Genomic DNA, 25,420 nt, shown 5'->3' on the forward strand with positions numbered 1-25,420 from the left:
GCCCAGCATGTCTGCGCCCACCTTCGCGGAACCTGACCAGGGTCCGCTAGCGGGCGGCCGGAAGGTGAATGCTAGGCATGATCTAACCCTCGGTCTCTGGCGTCGCGACTGCGAAATTTCGCGAGGGTTTCCGAGAAGGTGATTGCGCTTCGCAGATCTCCAGGCGCGTGGGTGCGGACGTAGTCAGCGCCATTGCCGATCGCGTGAAGTTCCGCCGCAAGGCTCGCTGGACCCAGATCCTTTACAGGAAGGCCAACGGTGGCGCCCAAGAAGGATTTCCGCGACACCGAGACCAATAGCGGAAGCCCCAACGCCGACTTCAGCTTTTGAAGGTTCGACAGCACGTGCAGCGATGTTTCCGGTGCGGGGCTCAAGAAAAATCCCATCCCCGGATCGAGGATGAGCCGGTCGGCAGCGACCCCGCTCCGTCGCAAGGCGGAAACCCGCGCCTCGAAGAACCGCACAATCTCGTCGAGCGCGTCTTCGGGTCGAAGGTGACCGGTGCGGGTGGCGATGCCATCCCGCTGCGCTGAGTGCATAACCACCAGCCTGCAGTCCGCCTCAGCAATATCGGGATAGAGCGCAGGGTCAGGAAATCCTTGGATATCGTTCAGGTAGCCCACGCCGCGCTTGAGCGCATAGCGCTGGGTTTCCGGTTGGAAGCTGTCGATTGAAACACGGTGCATCTGATCGGACAGGGCGTCTAAGAGCGGCGCAATACGTCTGATCTCATCGGCCGGCGATACAGGCCTCGCGTCCGGATGGCTGGCGGCCGGTCCGACATCCACGACGTCTGATCCGACTCGCAGCATTTCGATCGCCGCGGTGACAGCGCCGGCGGGGTCTAGCCGCCGGCTCTCATCGAAGAAGGAGTCCTCGGTGAGATTCAGAATGCCGAACACCGTCACCATGGCGTCGGCCTCCGCAGCGACTTCCACGATGGGGATCGGGCGAGCAAAAAGGCAGCAATTATGAGCCCCATACCTACAAAGCCCCACGCATCAAGCTTTTGCCCATGAAGCAACCAGGCAATGGCTGTAATTATGACGACGCCGAGTCCCGACCAGACTGCATAAGCAACACCGACAGGGATGGATTTCAGAACCAGAGAAAGAAAATAAAATGCGATGCCATAACCGATTATGACAACGGCGGAAGGGGCAAGCTTAGTAAAGCCCTCGCTAGATTTTAATGCGGATGTTGCGATTACTTCGCCAACTATTGCGATAACAAGAAAAAGCCAGCCTTTCATGATATATCTCCCAATTTGTGTAGGGCTTATTATGCACGCTTAAAAATAATAAAAGCAGACTTGACCTGATAGTTTGGCTGTGAGCAATTATGTGCTTAGTGCATCTAACGCTTGAGTTAGACATTATTTGCCGACTACCTTGGTGATCTCGCCTTTCACGTAGTGAACAAATTCTTCCAACTGATCTGCGCGCGAGGCCAAGCGATCTTCTTCTTGTCCAAGATAAGCCTGTCTAGCTTCAAGTATGACGGGCTGATACTGGGCCGGCAGGCGCTCCATTGCCCAGTCGGCAGCGACATCCTTCGGCGCGATTTTGCCGGTTACTGCGCTGTACCAAATGCGGGACAACGTAAGCACTACATTTCGCTCATCGCCAGCCCAGTCGGGCGGCGAGTTCCATAGCGTTAAGGTTTCATTTAGCGCCTCAAATAGATCCTGTTCAGGAACCGGATCAAAGAGTTCCTCCGCCGCTGGACCTACCAAGGCAACGCTATGTTCTCTTGCTTTTGTCAGCAAGATAGCCAGATCAATGTCGATCGTGGCTGGCTCGAAGATACCTGCAAGAATGTCATTGCGCTGCCATTCTCCAAATTGCAGTTCGCGCTTAGCTGGATAACGCCACGGAATGATGTCGTCGTGCACAACAATGGTGACTTCTACAGCGCGGAGAATCTCGCTCTCTCCAGGGGAAGCCGAAGTTTCCAAAAGGTCGTTGATCAAAGCTCGCCGCGTTGTTTCATCAAGCCTTACGGTCACCGTAACCAGCAAATCAATATCACTGTGTGGCTTCAGGCCGCCATCCACTGCGGAGCCGTACAAATGTACGGCCAGCAACGTCGGTTCGAGATGGCGCTCGATGACGCCAACTACCTCTGATAGTTGAGTCGATACTTCGGCGATCACCACTTCCCTCATGATGTTTAACTTTGTTTTAGCCACCAATGATGCCCTCACTTTCCATGATTTTGGTGGGAATGGATTTTCTTAGCGGCAACTTACTTTCGTTGTCTATATCCATGTTAAAGGCGAAAAAGTAAACCTCTGTCTCCTTCTCAACCCACCCAACCCACCATGCGACACCAGGATTTGACTCAGTTCCCACACCAGAAAAACCAGTTTTTGAATGCACTAGATATTCAGGTGCCGCCTCCGTTACCAAAGCCTCTTTTACTATTAGCTGGTTTTCTTTAGATGCTGACAATTTATTTAAATATAGAGACTCTAGAAACTCCACTTGATTAACTGCGGAAATTCTAAGCTGGCCTTCCAACCAGAATTTGTCAATGCCACCACTGATATTCTGGTTGCCATAGGAAAATTTTTTAAGGTATTTCTGCATTCTTACTTCGCCAACTTCTCTGGCGATTTGTTGAAATACGGGAACAGCTGAAACTTGTATTGCCCCTCTTAAGGTCAAGTCTCTTTCCCATTGCTTCATGGCTCTTGGCTTTCCGTCCCATTTGAAAACCTGATGCTCATTCTTTATGACACCAGTTTCTAGGCCGATAATTGCGTTGGGGATCTTAAATGTTGATGCTGGAAGATATTCCTTTGATGCACGAGCTAAGTCATTGGTAGCGCAGGATTTACTGCTACTTTTACAAAGCACGAAGACACCATTGACGGCTTCGGCAGAGAACTCTTTGTTCCAAGACGTATTTTCTGTAATTGAACCAGCTAATGCCGTACTCGAAAGACAGCTTGTTGATTATCATATGGCTTTTGAAACTGTCGCACCTCATGTTTGAATTCGCCCCATATTTTTGCTACAGTGAACCAAATTAAGATCATCTATTTACTAGGCCTCGCATTTGCGGGGTTTTTAATGCTGAATAAAAGGAAAACTTGATGGAATTGCCCAATATTATGCACCCGGTCGCGAAGCTGAGCACCGCATTAGCCGCTGCATTGATGCTGAGCGGGTGCATGCCCGGTGAAATCCGCCCGACGATTGGCCAGCAAATGGAAACTGGCGACCAACGGTTTGGCGATCTGGTTTTCCGCCAGCTCGCACCGAATGTCTGGCAGCACACTTCCTATCTCGACATGCCGGGTTTCGGGGCAGTCGCTTCCAACGGTTTGATCGTCAGGGATGGCGGCCGCGTGCTGGTGGTCGATACCGCCTGGACCGATGACCAGACCGCCCAGATCCTCAACTGGATCAAGCAGGAGATCAACCTGCCGGTCGCGCTGGCGGTGGTGACTCACGCGCATCAGGACAAGATGGGCGGTATGGACGCGCTGCATGCGGCGGGGATTGCGACTTATGCCAATGCGTTGTCGAACCAGCTTGCCCCGCAAGAGGGGATGGTTGCGGCGCAACACAGCCTGACTTTCGCCGCCAATGGCTGGGTCGAACCAGCAACCGCGCCCAACTTTGGCCCGCTCAAGGTATTTTACCCCGGCCCCGGCCACACCAGTGACAATATCACCGTTGGGATCGACGGCACCGACATCGCTTTTGGTGGCTGCCTGATCAAGGACAGCAAGGCCAAGTCGCTCGGCAATCTCGGTGATGCCGACACTGAGCACTACGCCGCGTCAGCGCGCGCGTTTGGTGCGGCGTTCCCCAAGGCCAGCATGATCGTGATGAGCCATTCCGCCCCCGATAGCCGCGCCGCAATCACTCATACGGCCCGCATGGCCGACAAGCTGCGCTGAGCCATGGCTGACCACGTCACCCCCAATCTGCCATCGCGCGATTTCGATGTGACAGAGGCGTTTTATGCGAAGCTGGGCTTTGCGACGAGTTGGAAGGATCGCGGCTGGATGATCCTGCAGCGCGGCGGTTTGCAGCTCGAATTCTTCCCCTATCCTGACCTCGACCCAGCTACGAGCTCGTTCGGCTGTTGCCTGCGGTTGGATGATCTCGATGCCATGGTGGCATTGGTGAACGCGGCGGGAGCCGAGGAAAAAAGCACCGGCTGGCCGCGCTTCAAAGCTCCGCAACTGGAGGCGAGCGGCCTGAGGATCGGCTACCTGATCGATCCCGACTGCACGCTGGTGCGGCTGATCCAGAACCCCGACTGACCGCATGCCCGCGAAAATCAAGATTTGCGGGATCAGCACACCCGAGGCGCTCGATGCGACCATCGCGGCGCGGGCGGACTATGCCGGGTTGGTGTTCTATCCAGCGTCGCCCCGTGCGGTTACGTCGAATGTCGCGGGCGCTTTGACATCGCGCGCAGCTGGCCAGATCGCCATGGTCGGTTTGTTCGTCGATGCGGATGATGCTGTCATCGCCGACGCACTGGTGGCAGCCAAGCTGAACGCGCTGCAGCTGCACGGTTCGGAATCGCCCGAACGCGTGGCCCAGTTGCGCGCGCGGTTTGGCAAGCCGGTGTGGAAGGCGCTGCCCGTCGCCAGCGCCAGCGATGTCGCACGCGCCGCAGCCTATGCCGGGGCGGCGGACTTGATCTTGTTCGACGCCAAGACCCCCAAAGGCGCGCTGCCCGGCGGCATGGGGTTGGCGTTCGACTGGTCGCTGCTGGCCGGATATCGCGGTGCCTTGCCGTGGGGGCTGGCAGGCGGGCTAAATCCGACGAATGTTGCCGAGGCGATTGCGCGCACCGGAGCGCCGCTGGTCGATACCTCCAGCGGCGTCGAAAGCGCGCCGGGCGTCAAGGATACCGACAAGATTACCAATTTCGCCTTTGCGGTGCGCTTGGCCTAAATCGCGTCGATCAATAGGCGTCGTTCAGCGCAAAGATCGGCTTGCGGGTGCGCCACTGCCCTCGGGTGAAGTCGGGAAAATCTAACGTGCGATTGCCCTCAGCAATCGATTGTTCCGACAGAGGCGTGATCGCGCTCCAGGCCAGCGCGTCGTAAATGTCGATTGGCATCGGGGCCTTGGCCTTCAGCGCCTCGACAAAAGCGTGGATCACGAACCAGTCCATCCCGCCATGCCCGGCCCCTGCCGCCAGATCGGCGTAGCGTTTCCATAGCGGGTGATCGTATTTCGCAAACCAGCCCTCGGCAGGCTCCCAGCGGTGCGGCTGTGGGCTCTTGCCCTCCAGATAGATCGACTTGTTGACGTCCGGGTATAGGAAGTATAAACCACCTTTTTGCTCCTCATCCGAAGTATCTTACCTGAAATTCCCTCACTCGTTTACCGCTCAAGCCCCAATTTTAACTGCCGGTCCAGCCTAAACCGCTCTAATAAGGTTCGATTTGGCGGTAAAATCTCTAGCCTGATAGCTCGAGAGATACAAACTGCCCCACCGCCCCGTTTAAAAGTTGGCAGTGTTGAGCAGTGTTGGATTTGGGGTCGTCAGTCAAAGAGACGACTCTGTGATGGATCGAACAGGCTGGGAGTCAGTGGCGGCGCTCGTTCTGGTGGCAGCTCACGCTGCTTGGCGGCATTCGCCTTGGCTGTTTTCTGTTTCAGATGCTTGAGAATCTGCTCAATGACCTTCGGATCTTCGATGCTGGCAATCACTTTGACGTGACCGCCGCAGTGTTCGCAGACTTCAATATCAATATTGAAGACTCGCTTGAGGCGTTGCATCCAGGTCATGGCGCGGTGGCGCTCTGCAGGACTCTTGTCACGCCAGTTAGTATCGAGACCTTCCGATTTGTCGGGCTTCTTGCCCCGCTTGGCGGGTGTTACTTGAACTCGGTGTTTGCTGTTCGGTGCAAAGACGCCGTGGAAGCGTGTGAGGTTGACTCGCGGCTTAGGTACCAACGCAGCGAGTTTGGCGATGAAGTCCAGCGGCTCGAAGATCACATGGGTGGTGCCATTGCGGTACGGAGTTTTGAGCTCGTAACGCACCTGCCCATTGGCGGTTAATGCCAGACGTTTTTCTGAAACCGCTGGCCGACTAATGTAGCGACACAAGCGCTCAAGCTTATCCCGCTGATGCGCTTCGGCCATCACACCGGCGTGTAGCGAGAAACCAGCATGGTTGGCTACTCGACTGCTTGAGTCGGCTTTATCCTCACGCCCTGGCAAGGTTTGCAGGGTGAAGACTTTGCGCCCTTGCTGGGGGCCGACGGCAATGCGATACGTAACCGAAGCACCATGTAATTGAGTCAGCGTATCGTCTTCGCCCTCTTCCAGTGTCAACCACGTATTCTCGGCATCACGCTCCAAAATCCCACGCTTTTCCATGCAGCGAGCGATGCGATGGCTGAGGGTGTGAGCGAGCGTATTCAGCTCATCGTAAGTGGGTGCCTTGACACGATGGAAGCGTTGCTTGCCATAGTCATCTTCGGCATAGACACCATCGAGAAACAGCATGTGGTAGTGGACATTGAGATTTAGCGCGGAGCCAAAGCGTTGGATAAGAGTCACTGAGCCAGTTTGTGCAGAGGCTTTGGTGTAACCGGCTTTTTTGATCAGATGAGTTGAGAGTGTACGATAGACGATACTCAAGACCTGGCCCATCAGCTGGGGATGGCGAGCCAGCAAAAAGCGTAGCTGGAAAGGAAAGCTGAGCACCCACTGGCGAATGGGCTCCTTGGGGAAGACTTCGTCTATCAGCAGCGCCGCACTCTCGGCCATCCGGCGGGCACCGCAGCTAGGGCAAAAGCCGCGTCGTTTACAGCTGAAGGCGACCAGACGCTCGTGATGACAATCCTCGCAGCGAACCCGCATGAAACCATACTCCAGACGGCCACATTGGAGGAGGTCGTTGAATTCTTGTTGGATGTAGCGAGGCAGGTGTTGACCTTGGGCTTCGAGTGAGGCTTTGAAGGCTGGGTAGTGCTGCTCAACCAGCTGGTAGAGCAGCGTCTGGTCGGGTTGGTGGCGTTCGTAACCGTTTGTTTGAGTGGGCGATTGACTCGCCGTGGCGTTCCTTGCCAGCGACATGGGTATCCTCCGCTGATACTGTGGTTATGTACAGTATCAGCGGCTTGCGTTCAGACGTCCAGTCTGGCCCTAGACATCGCTAAATGCTTAACCCGCAATAGCCCTCACGAGTTGTTATCAGCCACTACCGGTTGAGCGAGAAGGTTTTGGGTTCAGGGTGCTATTGCTCCACCAATCACAATACTGAAGCCCCAACTGTTATCAGTTGGGGCTTTTTCTTGTCTGTTTGCGGCGGTTGCGTTTTATCGGTAGTCGTCGAGCTCTGCACCATCCCACATAAGAGCTTAACGGTGCGATCTTCAACGCCATCACACAAAACTTTCTTTTTCACGCACAGTCAACTTATTGGATGTTTTATTAACAACCCAAAAGGAGATATTTAGCGGGCGGCCGGAAGGTGAATGCTAGGCATGATCTAACCCTCGGTCTCTGGCGTCGCGACTGCGAAATTTCGCGAGGGTTTCCGAGAAGGTGATTGCGCTTCGCAGATCTCCAGGCGCGTGGGTGCGGACGTAGTCAGCGCCATTGCCGATCGCGTGAAGTTCCGCCGCAAGGCTCGCTGGACCCAGATCCTTTACAGGAAGGCCAACGGTGGCGCCCAAGAAGGATTTCCGCGACACCGAGACCAATAGCGGAAGCCCCAACGCCGACTTCAGCTTTTGAAGGTTCGACAGCACGTGCAGCGATGTTTCCGGTGCGGGGCTCAAGAAAAATCCCATCCCCGGATCGAGGATGAGCCGGTCGGCAGCGACCCCGCTCCGTCGCAAGGCGGAAACCCGCGCCTCGAAGAACCGCACAATCTCGTCGAGCGCGTCTTCGGGTCGAAGGTGACCGGTGCGGGTGGCGATGCCATCCCGCTGCGCTGAGTGCATAACCACCAGCCTGCAGTCCGCCTCAGCAATATCGGGATAGAGCGCAGGGTCAGGAAATCCTTGGATATCGTTCAGGTAGCCCACGCCGCGCTTGAGCGCATAGCGCTGGGTTTCCGGTTGGAAGCTGTCGATTGAAACACGGTGCATCTGATCGGACAGGGCGTCTAAGAGCGGCGCAATACGTCTGATCTCATCGGCCGGCGATACAGGCCTCGCGTCCGGATGGCTGGCGGCCGGTCCGACATCCACGACGTCTGATCCGACTCGCAGCATTTCGATCGCCGCGGTGACAGCGCCGGCGGGGTCTAGCCGCCGGCTCTCATCGAAGAAGGAGTCCTCGGTGAGATTCAGAATGCCGAACACCGTCACCATGGCGTCGGCCTCCGCAGCGACTTCCACGATGGGGATCGGGCGAGCAAAAAGGCAGCAATTATGAGCCCCATACCTACAAAGCCCCACGCATCAAGCTTTTGCCCATGAAGCAACCAGGCAATGGCTGTAATTATGACGACGCCGAGTCCCGACCAGACTGCATAAGCAACACCGACAGGGATGGATTTCAGAACCAGAGAAAGAAAATAAAATGCGATGCCATAACCGATTATGACAACGGCGGAAGGGGCAAGCTTAGTAAAGCCCTCGGTGCGGCGGACATTATCCGCGAACAGGCTGAACAGCACGGCATTGCGCGGGTAACGGATGTCTGGCTGGAAGTCGGCGCACTGGCGGATGTTGAGGAGAGTGCACTGCATTTCTGTTTTGATATCGCCTGCCGTGATACCGTGGCGCAGGGCTGCACACTGCATATTGATGTTATCCCGGCACAGGCATGGTGCTGGGATTGCAGCCGTGAGGCCGAAATCATGCAGCACGCCGGATGCTGTCCGCACTGCGGCAGTGAACGGCTGCGCATCAGTGAAGGTGATGATTTGCGGGTAAAAAGCCTGGAAGGTGAGTGAGTTTTACGCCGCCGCCGTATTCAGCAGCCAGCGGGCGAATTGCTGCATGGCCGGGGTTTCCGTACGGGACTGTAACCGCGTCAGCCAGTAGCCGCCGAGGGTGATTTCTGCGGCAAACGGCTGTACCAGTGCGCCTGACTGTAACAGGCGGCTGAACATACATACCGGTGCGATCGCTACCCCGGCACCCAGTTGTGCCGCCTCGGCCATGGCCAGTGAGGTATCGAACACCATTACCGGCTGTGACGGGGAAGGCGGTGTGCCGCCCGCACAATCCAGCCAGCGGCTCCATTCATCCCGGCGGAATGAGCGCAGCAGGGTAAAGCGGTGAACATCATCCGGCTGCTGTAACTGTTCTGCAATGGCCGGTGAGCACAGCGGAGCGTGTGGTGCACTGAAAATCAGTTCCGCATCTGACTCATGCCACGCGCCGTTACCGAAACGGATCGTATAATCATGCCCTTCCGCCGCCGGGTCCACATGATTGTTATGGGTGGAGATATGCAGATCAATATGCGGATGGCTGTCATAGAATCCGGCCAGACGCGGCAGCAGCCAGCCTGCGGCAAATGTTCCCACCGCACCGACTTTCACCCGCTCACGGAACTGCCCGTGAGAAAAACACTCCAGAGTATCCGCAATCCGGTCAAACGCCTCATTGAGCACCGGCAGTAATCCCTCACCTTCATGGGTCAGCACCAGCCCGCGCGAGACGCGGGTAAACAGCACACAGCCGAGTTGTTCTTCCAGCGCCCTGACCTGCTGGCTGACGGCGGCATGGGTGACATTCAGCTCAATCGCCGCGCGGGTAAAACTGAGATGACGGGCGGCGGCCTCAAAGGCGCGCAGCGGGTTAAGGGGGAGATAACGTCTGACCATAATCCACCTGTAAGTTTTTCTTTAGGGCAGTTGAGTCTTCATAATGCCTCCTTTGAAGGGAAGGTATAACGTCGGCTGCGGCAGCAGAGAAACGGCATTCCGGCGGTAATACTCTGCTATAGCAGAATCTGCCTTGTTGTAGCGCGGAACTCAAGTGATATTTGCCTCTTGTGTTTGCATTCGAGCTAATCCGGCAGCACTATTACTCCCAAGGGTTCCAGCAGTTGCTCCTGTTGCCAGGCACAGATCTTGACTCCTTCGAGGTTGACCCGTCTGGGGTCGAGCCCATCCAGATCGGCAAAGGTCAGGTCACAGCCCCGCAGATTGACCTGTTGCCAACAGTCGCGGGAGAAGGTGCCGCGGCTGAGATCTGAGCCCATCAAGGAAGCGCCGCTGAGATTGGCATTGCTCCAGTTGTTTTCAAACAGCTCGCATTTTTCCAGGCATTGGCCACTCAAGTTGGTATAGGCCAGGTTGCAACCTGAGATATAAGCCGAGCAGAAGTACATCTTATGGCTGACTTGATTGTAGAAGCGGGCCCGGGAAAAGTTGGCGCCCTTGAGATCGCACTCCCTGAACTCTATGCCAAAGCAGTTGGCACCGCTGAAGTTGGCCAAAGACAGACGGCAGGCCTTGAAACTGGCATCGCGCAGATCGGCATAGCTGAAGTGACACCCTTCAACGGCGCCGCTTTCAATGAAACTGCAATCCTCGAAACTGGCATCCTGCAGCTGACAGTGGCTGAAGTCACACTGATAAAAGCGGCAGCGGCGAAAACGGCTGTCACTCAAATCCTGGCGTGAGAAATCCTCTTGCTGAAAAACTTTATCAATAATATCCATACGGCTTCCTTTAATCAGGGAGGGTGCTAACGGGTATAGGAAGTATAAACCACCTTTTTGCTCCTCATCCGAAGTATCTTACCTGAAATTCCCTCACTCGTTTACCGCTCAAGCCCCAATTTTAACTGCCGGTCCAGCCTAAACCGCTCTAATAAGGTTCGATTTGGCGGTAAAATCTCTAGCCTGATAGCTCGAGAGATACAAACTGCCCCACCGCCCCGTTTAAAAGTTGGCAGTGTTGAGCAGTGTTGGATTTGGGGTCGTCAGTCAAAGAGACGACTCTGTGATGGATCGAACAGGCTGGGAGTCAGTGGCGGCGCTCGTTCTGGTGGCAGCTCACGCTGCTTGGCGGCATTCGCCTTGGCTGTTTTCTGTTTCAGATGCTTGAGAATCTGCTCAATGACCTTCGGATCTTCGATGCTGGCAATCACTTTGACGTGACCGCCGCAGTGTTCGCAGACTTCAATATCAATATTGAAGACTCGCTTGAGGCGTTGCATCCAGGTCATGGCGCGGTGGCGCTCTGCAGGACTCTTGTCACGCCAGTTAGTATCGAGACCTTCCGATTTGTCGGGCTTCTTGCCCCGCTTGGCGGGTGTTACTTGAACTCGGTGTTTGCTGTTCGGTGCAAAGACGCCGTGGAAGCGTGTGAGGTTGACTCGCGGCTTAGGTACCAACGCAGCGAGTTTGGCGATGAAGTCCAGCGGCTCGAAGATCACATGGGTGGTGCCATTGCGGTACGGAGTTTTGAGCTCGTAACGCACCTGCCCATTGGCGGTTAATGCCAGACGTTTTTCTGAAACCGCTGGCCGACTAATGTAGCGACACAAGCGCTCAAGCTTATCCCGCTGATGCGCTTCGGCCATCACACCGGCGTGTAGCGAGAAACCAGCATGGTTGGCTACTCGACTGCTTGAGTCGGCTTTATCCTCACGCCCTGGCAAGGTTTGCAGGGTGAAGACTTTGCGCCCTTGCTGGGGGCCGACGGCAATGCGATACGTAACCGAAGCACCATGTAATTGAGTCAGCGTATCGTCTTCGCCCTCTTCCAGTGTCAACCACGTATTCTCGGCATCACGCTCCAAAATCCCACGCTTTTCCATGCAGCGAGCGATGCGATGGCTGAGGGTGTGAGCGAGCGTATTCAGCTCATCGTAAGTGGGTGCCTTGACACGATGGAAGCGTTGCTTGCCATAGTCATCTTCGGCATAGACACCATCGAGAAACAGCATGTGGTAGTGGACATTGAGATTTAGCGCGGAGCCAAAGCGTTGGATAAGAGTCACTGAGCCAGTTTGTGCAGAGGCTTTGGTGTAACCGGCTTTTTTGATCAGATGAGTTGAGAGTGTACGATAGACGATACTCAAGACCTGGCCCATCAGCTGGGGATGGCGAGCCAGCAAAAAGCGTAGCTGGAAAGGAAAGCTGAGCACCCACTGGCGAATGGGCTCCTTGGGGAAGACTTCGTCTATCAGCAGCGCCGCACTCTCGGCCATCCGGCGGGCACCGCAGCTAGGGCAAAAGCCGCGTCGTTTACAGCTGAAGGCGACCAGACGCTCGTGATGACAATCCTCGCAGCGAACCCGCATGAAACCATACTCCAGACGGCCACATTGGAGGAGGTCGTTGAATTCTTGTTGGATGTAGCGAGGCAGGTGTTGACCTTGGGCTTCGAGTGAGGCTTTGAAGGCTGGGTAGTGCTGCTCAACCAGCTGGTAGAGCAGCGTCTGGTCGGGTTGGTGGCGTTCGTAACCGTTTGTTTGAGTGGGCGATTGACTCGCCGTGGCGTTCCTTGCCAGCGACATGGGTATCCTCCGCTGATACTGTGGTTATGTACAGTATCAGCGGCTTGCGTTCAGACGTCCAGTCTGGCCCTAGACATCGCTAAATGCTTAACCCGCAATAGCCCTCACGAGTTGTTATCAGCCACTACCGGTTGAGCGAGAAGGTTTTGGGTTCAGGGTGCTATTGCTCCACCAATCACAATACTGAAGCCCCAACTGTTATCAGTTGGGGCTTTTTCTTGTCTGTTTGCGGCGGTTGCGTTTTATCGGTAGTCGTCGAGCTCTGCACCATCCCACATAAGAGCTTAACGGTGCGATCTTCAACGCCATCACACAAAACTTTCTTTTTCACGCACAGTCAACTTATTGGATGTTTTATTAACAACCCAAAAGGAGATATTTAGCGGGCGGCCGGAAGGTGAATGCTAGGCATGATCTAACCCTCGGTCTCTGGCGTCGCGACTGCGAAATTTCGCGAGGGTTTCCGAGAAGGTGATTGCGCTTCGCAGATCTCCAGGCGCGTGGGTGCGGACGTAGTCAGCGCCATTGCCGATCGCGTGAAGTTCCGCCGCAAGGCTCGCTGGACCCAGATCCTTTACAGGAAGGCCAACGGTGGCGCCCAAGAAGGATTTCCGCGACACCGAGACCAATAGCGGAAGCCCCAACGCCGACTTCAGCTTTTGAAGGTTCGACAGCACGTGCAGCGATGTTTCCGGTGCGGGGCTCAAGAAAAATCCCATCCCCGGATCGAGGATGAGCCGGTCGGCAGCGACCCCGCTCCGTCGCAAGGCGGAAACCCGCGCCTCGAAGAACCGCACAATCTCGTCGAGCGCGTCTTCGGGTCGAAGGTGACCGGTGCGGGTGGCGATGCCATCCCGCTGCGCTGAGTGCATAACCACCAGCCTGCAGTCCGCCTCAGCAATATCGGGATAGAGCGCAGGGTCAGGAAATCCTTGGATATCGTTCAGGTAGCCCACGCCGCGCTTGAGCGCATAGCGCTGGGTTTCCGGTTGGAAGCTGTCGATTGAAACACGGTGCATCTGATCGGACAGGGCGTCTAAGAGCGGCGCAATACGTCTGATCTCATCGGCCGGCGATACAGGCCTCGCGTCCGGATGGCTGGCGGCCGGTCCGACATCCACGACGTCTGATCCGACTCGCAGCATTTCGATCGCCGCGGTGACAGCGCCGGCGGGGTCTAGCCGCCGGCTCTCATCGAAGAAGGAGTCCTCGGTGAGATTCAGAATGCCGAACACCGTCACCATGGCGTCGGCCTCCGCAGCGACTTCCACGATGGGGATCGGGCGAGCAAAAAGGCAGCAATTATGAGCCCCATACCTACAAAGCCCCACGCATCAAGCTTTTGCCCATGAAGCAACCAGGCAATGGCTGTAATTATGACGACGCCGAGTCCCGACCAGACTGCATAAGCAACACCGACAGGGATGGATTTCAGAACCAGAGAAAGAAAATAAAATGCGATGCCATAACCGATTATGACAACGGCGGAAGGGGCAAGCTTAGTAAAGCCCTCGCTAGATTTTAATGCGGATGTTGCGATTACTTCGCCAACTATTGCGATAACAAGAAAAAGCCAGCCTTTCATGATATATCTCCCAATTTGTGTAGGGCTTATTATGCACGCTTAAAAATAATAAAAGCAGACTTGACCTGATAGTTTGGCTGTGAGCAATTATGTGCTTAGTGCATCTAACGCCGCCATAAACGGCGACAGGGTGGCGCGCCTATTGCGCATAAAATGGCGAAGCCATGCGCAACAGGCGCGGAATCTCTGGCGTCCGGTTTGATGGCTTTGTTATGCAAAGGACTAGTCTTCAATGACGTGTAAACCACGGCGCTTTAAGTCCTCCAACGAATCCAACATTCCCCTTATTAATTCAACAGGATGCCCCTCCCAGTCTTCAACAACGCCAACAATTCTCAAGGGTTCGCAGGTTCTATAGGACTGTGTTGGATTACCGGGAAATCTTTTGTTCGTAAGATTCGGATCGTCTTCGAACGGTCCTGTTGGCTCAACTATGTATATGTAGCCGCGACCCTCGAGGCCAGACAGTGACATAGCAAGTTCAGCTCCCCAAACTGCTGGCTCCATCAAGGCTGAAAAGTAGATGTGCTTAAGAATACGACCGTCCTCGAAATGAGAGATGAACCCTGTGGTTAGCAAGTCACCAATCGCCAAATTGGCTTTGGTTCCATGATAGAACGGTCCTTGCACCTGCTTGTAATTATCATGAGAGATGGGAATCCAATCTTTTACCATTTTAAGACCCTTAATTGTTGGGATTTGGCTGCATAACGCCTGAAATAAGCCGTGCCGCGAAGCGGCATCGGCTTGATTGAATTGTTAGACGGCAAACTCGAGCCAATACTTGTGCAGGCCAACAATATTAGACGAGCACAGCATGGGCATTGCCGCTTTGATCTTCTCCAGTGACCAATTCCACCACTCCATCTCCAGAAGCAATGAAATTTCCTCATCGGTGAAGCGTTTCTTAATCTTCTTAGCGGGATTGCCGCCAACGATAGCGTAAGGCTCCACATCTTTTGTCACCAACGAGCGGCTGCCTATCACCGCACCGTGCCCGATCTTGATTCCGGGCATGACCATTGCCTCAGAGCCGATCCAAACGTCATTGCCAATGACAGTATTACCTGCTTTTTGGAAGGCATCGAGTGCGCTTGAGAATGCAGGTTCTTCCTGCATATAAAAGAACGGGAAAGATGATGCCCAGTCGTACCGATGCCCCTGATTGCCAGCCATGATAAAGGAAGCCCCACTCCCGATAGAGCAGAAACTACCGATGATCAACTTATCAACGTCATCACGGTCCGGAAACAGATACCGTGCGCAGTCATCGAATGAGTGCCCATGATAGTAGCCAGAGTAATAGCTGTACCGCCCAACTTTGATATTGGGGTTCTTCACTTGCTCAGAAAGCAGCTTGCCTTTGAAGGGGCTATCAAAGTAGTTGGTCATAAGAGATCCCGCGGTCTGTGACTTTGCCGTCTAACGTTTGAAATAAGGGGCGCCGAGCGCCAGCGAGGGGAGCCAAAAGCTTGCTTTTGGCCGTCCCGACTTGATTGAAGGGTTGGGCGATTTTGCCATTAGATTTTTTATAAATTTAGTGTGTTTAGAATGGTGATCGCATTTTTCTTGGCTTTTATGCTTGATGTTAAATTCGACCCCAAGTTTCCTGTAAGTGCGGACACAAAAACATATTTATGTCCTGATTTGCTTATAATAAACCCTTCAAACCATCCGTTTTGTAAGGTTCTATTTGCTGTGAATCCTGCACCAGTTTTCCCATACAGTTTTGTACTATTATCCAGATCTTGTAGATACATGTTCTCTATGGTGTTTTCTATGGCTGAGTTTTTAACTGGGAGATTGTGATTAATAATTTTACGCAGGAATTGAATTTGTTCTTCTGGTGAAATTTTTAAGCTACTTTCGAGCCATGCTTCTGTTAATCCGTTGTTTCTTTCTTTATCTCCAGAGAAGTCTTGATTTCCATAATCAAAATCTTTGAGATAATTCTTGATTTTATTTAATCCAATTTTTTGGGTTATTTCTTGCGAAACCCAAACAACAGAAAATTGCATCCACGTCTTTGGTGTATGATTGCTGTTCCAGATCTCCATTCCTTTGGGGGTTTTATCCCATTTGAATATGGTTTTCTGATCTATTATTTCCGCATCAAATGCCATAAGTGATAATGCGATCTTGAAAGTTGAATCTGGTGCCATTTGCGTTGCACACTTTGCTTTATTGAATTGAGCAATTTCAGCGTTTGTGGATGCATCGTAAAGTAAAAAACAACCTTCAGTTCCTTCAAATAATGGAGATGCAACAGTAGAGATATCTGTTGATGCACTGGCGCTGCTGTAGATAATATTTGCAATTATTAAAAAAATAGCGAAGTTGATATGTATTGTGTTTTTCATAATAAGTATTGGTTTGGTAAAGGGCTTAATTTTAACGGCTAACAATTAATGAGGCTCCGGGTTCGCCCAACGTTTGACATGAGGGGCGGCCAAGGGCGCCAGCCCTTGGACGTCCCCCTCGATGGAAGGGTTAGGCATCACTGCGTGTTCGCTCGAATGCCTGGCGTGTTTGAACCATGTACACGGCTGGACCATATGGGGTGGTTACGGTACCTTGCCTCTCAAACCCCGCTTTCTCGTAGCATCGGATCGCTCGCAAGTTGCTCGGCGACGGGTCCGTTTGGATCTTGGTGACCTCGGGATCATTGAACAGCAACTCAACCAGAGCTCGAACCAGCTTGGTTCCCAAGCCTTTGCCCAGTTGTGATGCATTCGCCAGTAACTGGTCTATTCCGCGTACTCCTGGATCGGTTTCTTCTTCCCACCTTCCGTCCCCGCTTCCAAGAGCAACGTACGACTGGGCATACCCAATCGGCTCTCCATTCAGCATTGCAATGTATGGAGTGACGGACTCTTGCGCTAAAACGCTTGGCAAGTACTGTTCCTGTACGTCAGCAAGTGTCGGGCGTGCTTCTTCTCCGCCCCACCACTCGACGATATGAGATCGATTTAGCCACTCATAGAGCATCGCAAGGTCATGCTCAGTCATGAGGCGCAGTGTGACGGAATCGTTGCTGTTGGTCACGATGCTGTACTTTGTGATGCCTAACTTTGTTTTTGCGTTGCTCATGATGTCTAACTCCCAATTTGTGTAGGGCTTATTATGCACGCTTAAAAATAATAAAAGCAGACTTGACCTGATAGTTTGGCTGTGAGCAATTATGTGCTTAGTGCATCTAACTTTACAGCTTACCAACCGAACAGGCTTATGTCCACTGGGTTCGTGCCTTCATCCGTTTCCACGGTGTGCGTCACCCGGCAACCTTGGGCAGCAGCGAAGTCGAGGCATTTCTGTCCTGGCTGGCGAACGAGCGCAAGGTTTCGGTCTCCACGCATCGTCAGGCATTGGCGGCCTTGCTGTTCTTCTACGGCAAGGTGCTGTGCACGGATCTGCCCTGGCTTCAGGAGATCGGAAGACCTCGGCCGTCGCGGCGCTTGCCGGTGGTGCTGACCCCGGATGAAGTGGTTCGCATCCTCGGTTTTCTGGAAGGCGAGCATCGTTTGTTCGCCCAGCTTCTGTATGGAACGGGCATGCGGATCAGTGAGGGTTTGCAACTGCGGGTCAAGGATCTGGATTTCGATCACGGCACGATCATCGTGCGGGAGGGCAAGGGCTCCAAGGATCGGGCCTTGATGTTACCCGAGAGCTTGGCACCCAGCCTGCGCGAGCAGCTGTCGCGTGCACGGGCATGGTGGCTGAAGGACCAGGCCGAGGGCCGCAGCGGCGTTGCGCTTCCCGACGCCCTTGAGCGGAAGTATCCGCGCGCCGGGCATTCCTGGCCGTGGTTCTGGGTTTTTGCGCAGCACACGCATTCGACCGATCCACGGAGCGGTGTCGTGCGTCGCCATCACATGTATGACCAGACCTTTCAGCGCGCCTTCAAACGTGCCGTAGAACAAGCAGGCATCACGAAGCCCGCCACACCGCACACCCTCCGCCACTCGTTCGCGACGGCCTTGCTCCGCAGCGGTTACGACATTCGAACCGTGCAGGATCTGCTCGGCCATTCCGACGTCTCTACGACGATGATTTACACGCATGTGCTGAAAGTTGGCGGTGCCGGAGTGCGCTCACCGCTTGATGCGCTGCCGCCCCTCACTAGTGAGAGGTAGGGCAGCGCAAGTCAATCCTGGCGGATTCACTACCCCTGCGCGAAGGCCATCGGTGCCGCATCGAACGGCCGGTTGCGGAAAGTCCTCCCTGCGTCCGCTGATGGCCGGCAGCAGCCCGTCGTTGCCTGATGGATCCAACCCCTCCGCTGCTATAGTGCAGTCGGCTTCTGACGTTCAGTGCAGCCGTCTTCTGAAAACGACACCATGTGCAAACGATGTCAGAATAGAGTTAAATTTCCTATTGATTGACATATTCCGTCAAAGGTAATAGATTTCATCCTGACACTTTTGCCTTTGGAGGCATCTTGCAAGGTCAACGCATCGGCTATGTCCGCGTCAGCAGCTTCGACCAGAACCCGGAACGGCAATTGGAGGGTGTTCAGGTGGCGCGGGTGTTCACCGACAAGGCTTCTGGCAAGGACACCCAGCGTCCCGAGCTGGAAAGGCTGCTGGCCTTCGTCCGCGAGGGCGACACCGTGGTGGTGCATAGCATGGACAGGCTGGCACGCAACCTTGATGACCTGCGCCGCATCGTCCAAGGGCTGACACAACGGGGCGTGCGCATGGAGTTCGTCAAAGAAGGGCTGAAGTTCACCGGCGAGGACTCACCGATGGCCAATCTGATGCTGTCGGTCATGGGAGCCTTCGCTGAGTTCGAGCGCGCCCTGATCCGCGAACGTCAGCGCGAGGGAATCGTGCTGGCCAAGCAGCGCGGTGCCTACCGGGGACGAAAGAAATCGCTGAACAGCGAACAAATTGCCGAGTTGAAACGGCGAGTTGCGGCAGGCGACCAAAAAACCTTGGTGGCCCGTGACTTCGGCATCAGCCGCGAAACCTTGTACCAGTACCTGCGGGAAGACTGACCATGCCACGCCGCTCAATCCTGTCCGCCACCGAGCGCGAAAGCCTGCTGGCACTGCCAGATGCCAAAGACGAACTGATACGGCACTACACGTTCAACGAAACCGACCTGTCGGTGATCCGTCAGCGTCGCGGCGCCGCGAATCGATTGGGCTTCGCTGTGCAGCTTTGCTACTTGCGATTCCCTGGCACCTTTTTGGGCGTCGATGAGCCTCCGTTTCCGCCCCTGTTGCGCATGGTGGCCGCGCAACTCAAGATGCCAGTGGAAAGTTGGAGCGAGTACGGCCAGCGCGAACAGACACGGCGGGAGCACTTGGTCGAGCTGCAAACGGTTTTTGGGTTCAAGCCCTTCACCATGAGCCACTATCGGCAAGCCGTGCATACATTGACCGAGCTGGCCTTGCAGACCGACAAAGGCATCGTGCTGGCGAGCGCACTTGTCGAGAATCTGCGGCGGCAGAGCATTATCCTGCCCGCCATGAATGCCATCGAGCGCGCAAGCGCCGAGGCCATCACCCGTGCCAACCGACGCATTTACGCGGCGCTGACCGATTCTTTGTTATCACCCCACCGTCAGCGCCTGGACGAACTTCTCAAGCGCAAGGACGGCAGTAAAGTGACGTGGCTGGCATGGCTGCGCCAGTCGCCTGCCAAACCGAACTCTCGCCACATGCTCGAACATATTGAGCGCCTGAAATCCTGGCAAGCACTTGATCTGCCCGCAGGCATCGAGCGGCAGGTTCACCAGAACCGCCTGCTCAAAATCGCTCGTGAAGGTGGCCAGATGACGCCTGCTGATCTGGCAAAGTTCGAGGTGCAACGACGCTATGCCACGCTGGTAGCGCTGGCCATCGAAGGCATGGCCACCGTCACCGATGAAATCATCGACCTTCACGATCGCATAATCGGCAAGCTGTTCAACGCGGCCAAGAACAAGCATCAGCAGCAGTTCCAGGCTTCCGGCAAGGCGATCAACGACAAGGTGCGGATGTATGGGCGCATCGGTCAAGCGTTGATTGAGGCCAAGCAAAGCGGCAGCGATCCGTTCGCCGCCATCGAGGCCGTTATGCCCTGGGACACCTTCGCCGCCAGCGTCACCGAAGCGCAAACATTGGCGCGGCCTGCCGACTTTGATTTCCTGCACCACATCGGTGAAAGCTATGCCACGCTACGCCGCTACGCGCCGCAGTTCCTGGGCGTGCTCAAATTGCGGGCTGCGCCCGCCGCCAAGGGTGTGCTCGATGCCATCGACATGCTGCGCGGCATGAACAGCGACAGCGCGCGCAAGGTGCCCGCCGATGCGCCAACCGCATTCATCAAGCCGCGCTGGGCAAAGCTGGTTCTGACCGACGACGGCATCGACCGGCGTTACTACGAGTTATGCGCCCTGTCGGAGCTGAAGAACGCGCTGCGCTCCGGTGATGTCTGGGTGCAGGGTTCTCGCCAGTTCAAGGACTTCGACGAATACCTGGTGCCGGTCGAGAAGTTCGCCACTTTGAAGCTGGCCAGCGAATTGCCGCTGGCAGTGGCCACCGACTGCGACCAATACCTGCATGACCGGTTGGAATTGTTGGAGGCGCAACTCGCCACAGTCAACCGCATGGCTGCGGCCAACGACTTACCGGATGCCATCATCACCACCGCGTCAGGCCTGAAGATCACGCCGCTGGACGCGGCAGTACCAGACGCCGCGCAAGCCATGATCGACCAGACAGCTATGCTGCTGCCGCACCTCAAAATCACCGAGTTGCTGATGGAGGTCGATGAATGGACGGGCTTCACCCGCCACTTCACACACCTGAAGACCAGCGACACGGCCAAGGACAAAACCTTGCTGTTGACGACGATCCTGGCCGACGCGATCAACCTGGGTCTGACCAAAATGGCCGAGTCCTGCCCTGGCACCACCTACGCCAAGCTGTCTTGGCTGCAAGCCTGGCACATCCGCGATGAAACCTATTCGACGGCGCTGGCCGAGCTGGTGAATGCGCAGTTTCGGCAACCCTTCGCCGGCAACTGGGGTGACGGCACCACGTCATCGTCGGACGGCCAGAACTTCAGAACCGGCAGCAAAGCAGAAAGCACTGGTCATATCAACCCGAAGTATGGAAGCAGTCCAGGACGGACTTTCTACACCCATATCTCCGACCAGTACGCGCCCTTCAGTGCCAAGGTGGTCAACGTGGGCATTCGTGATTCAACTTACGTGCTTGATGGCCTGCTGTACCACGAGTCGGACTTGCGCATCGAGGAACACTACACCGACACGGCAGGCTTCACCGATCACGTGTTTGGCTTGATGCATTTGCTGGGATTTCGCTTCGCGCCGCGTATCCGTGACTTGGGCGAAACCAAGCTATTCATCCCCAAGGGCGATGCCGCCTATGACGCGCTCAAGCCGATGATTAGCAGCGACAGGCTGAACATCAAGCAAATACGCGCCCATTGGGATGAAATTCTGCGGCTGGCCACCTCCATCAAGCAAGGCACGGTAACGGCTTCGCTGATGCTGCGCAAACTCGGCAGCTACCCGCGCCAGAACGGCTTGGCCGTGGCGTTGCGCGAGCTGGGGCGCATCGAGCGCACGCTGTTCATTTTGGATTGGCTGCAAAGCGTGGAGCTGCGCCGCCGCGTCCATGCGGGGCTGAATAAGGGCGAGGCGCGCAACGCGCTGGCCAGGGCGGTCTTCTTCTACCGATTGGGTGAAATCCGCGACCGCAGTTTTGAGCAGCAGCGCTACCGGGCCAGCGGCCTCAATCTGGTGACGGCGGCCATCGTGTTGTGGAACACGGTATATCTGGAGCGTGCCACCAGTGCTTTGCGTGGCAACGGCACGGCGCTGGACGACACATTGTTGCAATATCTGTCGCCGCTGGGGTGGGAGCACATCAACCTGACCGGCGATTACCTATGGCGCAGCAGCGCCAAGGTCGGTGCGGGGAAGTTTAGGCCATTGCGACCGCTGCCACCGGCTTAGCGTGCTTTATTTTCCGTTTTCTGAGACGACCCCTAGGAGAGGAATAAAGTTTCATACTAAGCAGTCAAGTAACCCTGTTTGTACCGTTCTAAATGATACTCACCCAGAAATAAAGATTCATACTAATTCCTACTACAAAATCTGAGTCACGCTACAACTGAGTAATAAAGTATCATACTGGTTGTCTTGAGCATCCACAGATTGATTGGCCCCATTCAAACACGTTTCTGGACATAAATGAGTTAGAACCCCAACTCTAATTTTTGAGTTTCGGATTAAAATTTCTCTGGCGATAACGCCAGCAACAGGGATTGGCAAACGCGTAGCGTTTGACAATCCCATTGCTTGCTTTTGTTAGCCCCTTGTCGCAGAAACTTTGGCCATAAACTCTTTTATTGACAGAATTGCTGTGCCTTGGCCGCCCGGTATACGCTCAATAGAAAACTCTGAGTCTTCATAGCCCTTGCCTGTTTGTATGCGGAGGCGGCAGTCCTTTGCTGAAACCATGCGCTCTAGAAGAGTGTACGGAATGACAACGGTATTTTGGCTGGATGTGTAAATGTTTTTTGACACAGAGTTGTAGCCGCTGCTGTCAAGGTTTGTTGGGCTTCCCGTGGAGTGTGAAGATATTTCTCCGTCGATGTTAATGTCTATGCCAGTAAGGCTTAGGTATGCCGTGCTGCTACTGGTGATGCTGGAGTCATATGCAAGAATTAAGGCAACATACTCCGGTGATTTGCTAGACCAACGTGCCCCAAGCTTAATGCTGTTTCCCCAAGAGCCTTTTGTATAAAGAAATGTTGGGGAAACAGAAATAATTGTCGCGTTATCAAAAGTTGATTTTTCTTGCGACACAACTCCAAGGCCAGCAGCTTTAGACATAGTGTCAGCCATGCTAGTACAGCCGGTCATTCCGAGCGCAATAACCGTTCCTATTAAAATATTTTTGATCATGTGATTCTCCATTTTGGGCTAACGCCTTGCTCACCGGAAAACCGAAGCGCAGCGTAGGTTTGTCCGGTGCAGCAAATTGTTCATTTGGTGCAGAACTTGTTCCACACTGATGCGAAATCATCGACTTCATTTTGCAAGAAGGTCATATCTGGTGAACCGCCCGAAACGAAATGCTGAAACCCAACAAAGCCGCCAAATGAGTTTTTAGAATTAACTTGGCCGCAGGTCATTGGAACATTGTCTGCACCACGAAAGAAATATACGTCCTTGAATTCTGCCGATTTTGGATCTTTGAGCCTGGCAAGTACAGCATCCTTTCCTTTTTCAATCCAAGCGTACTCTTTGTACTTTTCATCTTGAGCTGCTTTCTTCTCAGCATCTCTCTTCGCTTCTTCTGCTTTTTCGACTTCTCGCTTCTCTGCTCTCGCAGCCTTTTGCTCAGGAGTCATATTCGACTCCTGCTGATATGCGCCATAAACAGTAATGACGATAAAGGCTAATACAGCCCATGTAAGGAAAGACGTTTTCTTCGGTGGCTTAGCTCCACACTTAGGACATGACTTCGCCTTTGTGCTTACCTGCTCTCCACATTCTTTACATTTTACGAGTGCCACTCGATTTCTCCTTTTTGAACATAACGTCTTAGTATTGATGCCCTGTGCTGTTTGCTGGGCATCAATCGATTGTTGGACTTGGCCGCTGCCACATCCGTACTATTTGGTATTAATCATGCTATAGGAATTTGCTTTTTTACGGTAGGGGGTTCTTTAACCGATTGAGGACTAATTGCTTGAATTATTTTGTGCTTTAACCTCCTCTGCAACGGTTTTGGCCGTGTTTAGTGTTGCCGATGGCGCGTGTTGGCCCGTAAGTTCAAGTGTCAAACATGACTCTTCCCCTGCATCGGCATCACGCCATCCGCTCTCATCCCTCACACGTTAACTACCGCTTACGTTATCCTCTAGTTCAAGGCAACCCTGCGGCGCGAGGCGACGCAAACTGAGCTGTATTTATCAGTAACTCAGCAGGCTTTATTATCCCCTGGAATTGCAGATGACCGTGCTGACATGTTGGGCAGAGCCACGTATAGAGCTCCTTCACCGCTGGACTCGCGATGGCTGGCTGAGATTGATGCAAGTGTGGCTTGATGAGCGCGAGTTTTTTACGACGGCACGCGTTGGCCAGAAAGCCAAAATGCCGCACTCGCATAAATCCTTTCGGTAAAACATGCAGTAAATAGCGGCGAATAAATTCATCGCCACTGAAATCGTAGACACTTACTAGCATTACGAAAATTAGGTCTAAAATCCAGTACCAAGCAGAACTGGTTCAGTCATGCGAAACAAGTTTTGGGGCATTCTATGAGCACCAAACGAATTTATGCTTTTACAGCAATATCCAATTTCCTATGTATGAAAGAAGCAGTGGACAAAATATCTAAAGCATCTTGTTCGCTCATTACCCAATATTTTTTAGGCGCATGAGCAACCGGATTGCGTACTGCCCCAAACAGTCCGACAAGCATATTGCTAAAGCCTTTCTGTTCACTTATTTCTGTTTCTGTAGTTAATGAGTTGATTTTTAGTACCGGATTTTTAACAGAAAATGCTGAATTTACGAGTTCAGCACCATCTGTTGTTAATAGGGACATATCACGAATTCTTTGCGCTATACCTTTTATGGCTTCTAGAACTGCATGAAAGTAGTTTTCATCGAGTAATTCAGCACGACAATACTTAAACACTTCTGCGTGAGCACCTCTATCTTCAAGCTTTACTCTAAGCGCTCCAGCTTTCTCTCTTGCCCCTTTAAGGGTCGTCTCTTTGGCTATTCGGATAGTTTTTCCATCCTCTCGGACGTGAAAACCTGAGAAAGATAGAACCACGTTCAGCTCAGACCGACGCCATTCAAATTTTTCCTTATCTCGAGCATAGTTAACAGGATTCAATGCACGATTAATAAACATAATTAGATGATTGCCAACTTGATATGTATTTTGAGCATCGACTAAAGAGTTAAATAACCTCTTCCATTTGGTCATCGTTGGGCTGATATCATGGATGTTGCAATCCTGAATTAAATATCCTAACTCTGGACCCGTTAAGCCTCTTTCAGTGTCAGCAAGCACTCGGCAAGCCGCCTCTAGAGTTTGTGCATTGAATGGTTCAATTCGTTCCATGACTTTGTCTGTATAATTCCAATTGGTCAACTTGGTTCATAATCTGCTATTAGGAAAAGTAGGTCAATAACTAGCGCGAGAGTGTGGTCCTAGTTCGGGGGCTAGCGCATTTAGGGGCAGAAACGTGCCGGACAGTTTACCAACTAGTTGTTGGACATTAACGTGATAGACCCTTTGCTCTAATTAGTCTATTTCGGATTAAAATTTCTATGATTAAACGTCGCAAACAGTAGCGCTATTGCCAATTTTTCAGTAACAAAACCTTTAAATAACAAGAACCAAGCGTTAAGTGTCCATTGATTTGCGTTGT

Annotated in this window: 25 protein-coding genes and 3 pseudogenes; 7 read left to right on the forward strand and 21 right to left on the reverse strand. The window is 53.6% G+C overall.

Annotation, left to right across the window (positions count from 1 at the left end; all coding sequences use genetic code 11):
* Positions 1-71: 71 nt before the first annotated feature.
* The 4 genes and pseudogenes from sul1 (N7386_RS21490) to blaOXA form a co-directional block, all read right to left on the reverse strand.
* Entirely contained in the window at positions 72-911 is an 840-nt protein-coding gene (gene sul1, locus N7386_RS21490) for a sulfonamide-resistant dihydropteroate synthase Sul1 (protein ID WP_000259031.1), read from the reverse strand.
* Positions 905-1,252, reverse strand: a complete 348-nt coding sequence (locus N7386_RS21495) for a quaternary ammonium compound efflux SMR transporter QacE delta 1 (protein WP_000679427.1) — start codon at positions 1,250-1,252, stop codon at positions 905-907. Before N7386_RS21495 ends, sul1 (N7386_RS21490) begins: the two co-directional genes overlap by 7 nt.
* 123 nt (positions 1,253-1,375) lie before the next feature.
* On the reverse strand, positions 1,376-2,167 hold the full coding sequence (gene aadA1, locus N7386_RS21500) for an ANT(3'')-Ia family aminoglycoside nucleotidyltransferase AadA1 (RefSeq protein ID WP_001209508.1): 792 nt from the start codon (positions 2,165-2,167) through the stop codon (positions 1,376-1,378).
* Between the two features lie 16 nt (positions 2,168-2,183).
* A pseudogene (blaOXA, locus tag N7386_RS21505) lies at positions 2,184-2,945 on the reverse strand (OXA-10 family class D beta-lactamase); the annotation flags it as partial.
* 155 nt (positions 2,946-3,100) lie between these two features.
* Here blaOXA and N7386_RS21510 point away from each other — a divergent pair.
* From N7386_RS21510 to N7386_RS21520, 3 genes are read left to right on the forward strand one after another with little or no spacing between them, the layout of a single operon-like run.
* On the forward strand, positions 3,101-3,913 hold the full coding sequence (locus tag N7386_RS21510) for a subclass B1 metallo-beta-lactamase NDM-1 (RefSeq protein ID WP_004201164.1): 813 nt from the start codon (positions 3,101-3,103) through the stop codon (positions 3,911-3,913).
* A 3-nt stretch (positions 3,914-3,916) separates the two neighbouring features.
* Positions 3,917-4,282, forward strand: a complete 366-nt coding sequence (gene ble, locus N7386_RS21515; protein WP_004201167.1) for a bleomycin binding protein Ble-MBL — start codon at positions 3,917-3,919, stop codon at positions 4,280-4,282.
* A gap of 4 nt (positions 4,283-4,286) precedes the next feature.
* Entirely contained in the window at positions 4,287-4,925 is a 639-nt protein-coding gene (locus N7386_RS21520) for a phosphoribosylanthranilate isomerase (RefSeq protein ID WP_004201168.1), read from the forward strand.
* Between the two features lie 10 nt (positions 4,926-4,935).
* Here N7386_RS21520 and N7386_RS21525 read toward each other — a convergent pair whose 3' ends face one another.
* The 4 genes from N7386_RS21525 to N7386_RS21540 all read right to left on the reverse strand — a co-directional run bounded on the left by N7386_RS21525 (position 4,936) and on the right by N7386_RS21540 (position 8,637).
* A complete protein-coding gene (locus tag N7386_RS21525; RefSeq protein ID WP_225002637.1) occupies positions 4,936-5,148 on the reverse strand; it encodes a hypothetical protein in 213 nt (70 codons plus the stop codon).
* Between the two features lie 374 nt (positions 5,149-5,522).
* The gene (locus tag N7386_RS21530) at positions 5,523-7,064 is read right to left on the reverse strand and encodes an IS91-like element ISCR1 family transposase (protein ID WP_000050481.1); all 1,542 of its coding nucleotides are present in this window, start codon (positions 7,062-7,064) and stop codon (positions 5,523-5,525) included.
* A 404-nt stretch (positions 7,065-7,468) separates the two neighbouring features.
* A complete protein-coding gene (gene sul1, locus N7386_RS21535; protein ID WP_000259031.1) occupies positions 7,469-8,308 on the reverse strand; it encodes a sulfonamide-resistant dihydropteroate synthase Sul1 in 840 nt (279 codons plus the stop codon).
* A complete protein-coding gene (locus N7386_RS21540) occupies positions 8,302-8,637 on the reverse strand; it encodes an SMR family transporter (RefSeq protein WP_052238321.1) in 336 nt (111 codons plus the stop codon). The genes sul1 (N7386_RS21535) and N7386_RS21540 overlap by 7 nt, the downstream gene beginning before the upstream one ends.
* Here N7386_RS21540 and hypA point away from each other — a divergent pair.
* The gene (gene hypA, locus N7386_RS21545; RefSeq protein WP_267736048.1) at positions 8,620-8,895 is read left to right on the forward strand and encodes a hydrogenase maturation nickel metallochaperone HypA; all 276 of its coding nucleotides are present in this window, start codon (positions 8,620-8,622) and stop codon (positions 8,893-8,895) included. The genes N7386_RS21540 and hypA overlap by 18 nt on opposite strands.
* Before the next feature lie 3 nt (positions 8,896-8,898).
* Here hypA and ampR read toward each other — a convergent pair whose 3' ends face one another.
* The 9 genes from ampR to N7386_RS21590 all read right to left on the reverse strand — a co-directional run bounded on the left by ampR (position 8,899) and on the right by N7386_RS21590 (position 17,051).
* Complete coding sequence (gene ampR, locus N7386_RS21550; RefSeq protein ID WP_004193231.1) at positions 8,899-9,774, reverse strand: LysR family transcriptional regulator AmpR; 876 nt, start codon at positions 9,772-9,774, stop codon at positions 8,899-8,901.
* Between the two features lie 185 nt (positions 9,775-9,959).
* Positions 9,960-10,616, reverse strand: coding sequence for a quinolone resistance pentapeptide repeat protein QnrA1 (locus N7386_RS21555; RefSeq protein ID WP_012579084.1), 657 nt, complete (start codon positions 10,614-10,616; stop codon positions 9,960-9,962).
* A 263-nt stretch (positions 10,617-10,879) separates the two neighbouring features.
* Positions 10,880-12,421: an IS91-like element ISCR1 family transposase gene (locus N7386_RS21560; RefSeq protein WP_000050481.1), complete on the reverse strand. Its 1,542-nt coding sequence runs from the start codon at positions 12,419-12,421 to the stop codon at positions 10,880-10,882.
* A gap of 404 nt (positions 12,422-12,825) precedes the next feature.
* On the reverse strand, positions 12,826-13,665 hold the full coding sequence (gene sul1, locus N7386_RS21565) for a sulfonamide-resistant dihydropteroate synthase Sul1 (protein WP_000259031.1): 840 nt from the start codon (positions 13,663-13,665) through the stop codon (positions 12,826-12,828).
* Positions 13,659-14,006 (reverse strand): quaternary ammonium compound efflux SMR transporter QacE delta 1, encoded by a 348-nt coding sequence (locus N7386_RS21570; RefSeq protein ID WP_000679427.1) that lies wholly within the window; start codon positions 14,004-14,006, stop codon positions 13,659-13,661. The genes sul1 (N7386_RS21565) and N7386_RS21570 overlap by 7 nt, the downstream gene beginning before the upstream one ends.
* Positions 14,007-14,228: 222 nt before the next feature.
* The gene (locus N7386_RS21575) at positions 14,229-14,681 is read right to left on the reverse strand and encodes an NAD(+)--rifampin ADP-ribosyltransferase Arr-3 (protein WP_001749986.1); all 453 of its coding nucleotides are present in this window, start codon (positions 14,679-14,681) and stop codon (positions 14,229-14,231) included.
* Positions 14,682-14,765: 84 nt separating this feature from the next.
* Entirely contained in the window at positions 14,766-15,398 is a 633-nt protein-coding gene (locus tag N7386_RS21580) for a type B-3 chloramphenicol O-acetyltransferase CatB3 (RefSeq protein WP_000186237.1), read from the reverse strand.
* A 137-nt stretch (positions 15,399-15,535) separates the two neighbouring features.
* Positions 15,536-16,366 carry an oxacillin-hydrolyzing class D beta-lactamase OXA-1 gene (locus N7386_RS21585; RefSeq protein ID WP_001334766.1) on the reverse strand — a complete coding sequence of 277 codons (831 nt, stop codon included), beginning with the start codon at positions 16,364-16,366 and terminating at the stop codon, positions 15,536-15,538.
* 130 nt (positions 16,367-16,496) lie between these two features.
* Positions 16,497-17,051 carry a fluoroquinolone-acetylating aminoglycoside 6'-N-acetyltransferase AAC(6')-Ib-cr5 gene (locus N7386_RS21590; protein ID WP_063840321.1) on the reverse strand — a complete coding sequence of 185 codons (555 nt, stop codon included), beginning with the start codon at positions 17,049-17,051 and terminating at the stop codon, positions 16,497-16,499.
* Positions 17,052-17,209: 158 nt separating this feature from the next.
* On the opposite strand from N7386_RS21590, the pseudogene intI1 reads away from it, so the two are divergent.
* The 3 genes and pseudogenes from intI1 to N7386_RS21605 all read left to right on the forward strand — a co-directional run.
* Positions 17,210-18,139: pseudogene (gene intI1, locus N7386_RS21595) on the forward strand (class 1 integron integrase IntI1); the annotation flags it as partial.
* A gap of 305 nt (positions 18,140-18,444) precedes the next feature.
* Entirely contained in the window at positions 18,445-19,002 is a 558-nt protein-coding gene (locus N7386_RS21600; protein ID WP_001162012.1) for a recombinase family protein, read from the forward strand.
* Between the two features lie 2 nt (positions 19,003-19,004).
* Entirely contained in the window at positions 19,005-21,977 is a 2,973-nt protein-coding gene (locus N7386_RS21605) for a Tn3 family transposase (RefSeq protein ID WP_001138073.1), read from the forward strand.
* Positions 21,978-22,331: 354 nt separating this feature from the next.
* Here the strand turns inward: N7386_RS21605 and N7386_RS21610 are convergent, their stop codons facing one another.
* The 4 genes and pseudogenes from N7386_RS21610 to N7386_RS21625 all read right to left on the reverse strand — a co-directional run bounded on the left by N7386_RS21610 (position 22,332) and on the right by N7386_RS21625 (position 25,110).
* The gene (locus tag N7386_RS21610) at positions 22,332-22,931 is read right to left on the reverse strand and encodes a hypothetical protein (protein ID WP_147289694.1); all 600 of its coding nucleotides are present in this window, start codon (positions 22,929-22,931) and stop codon (positions 22,332-22,334) included.
* 80 nt (positions 22,932-23,011) lie between these two features.
* Entirely contained in the window at positions 23,012-23,545 is a 534-nt protein-coding gene (locus tag N7386_RS21615) for a zinc ribbon domain-containing protein (protein ID WP_101095837.1), read from the reverse strand.
* A gap of 352 nt (positions 23,546-23,897) precedes the next feature.
* Positions 23,898-24,188: pseudogene (locus tag N7386_RS21620) on the reverse strand (transposase); the annotation flags it as partial.
* 121 nt (positions 24,189-24,309) lie between these two features.
* A complete protein-coding gene (locus N7386_RS21625; RefSeq protein WP_208191126.1) occupies positions 24,310-25,110 on the reverse strand; it encodes a TIGR02391 family protein in 801 nt (266 codons plus the stop codon).
* Positions 25,111-25,420 lie beyond the last annotated feature (310 nt).

It is taken from the genome of Shewanella sp. GD04112 (genome assembly GCF_029835735.1).
GTDB lineage: Bacteria > Pseudomonadota > Gammaproteobacteria > Enterobacterales > Shewanellaceae > Shewanella.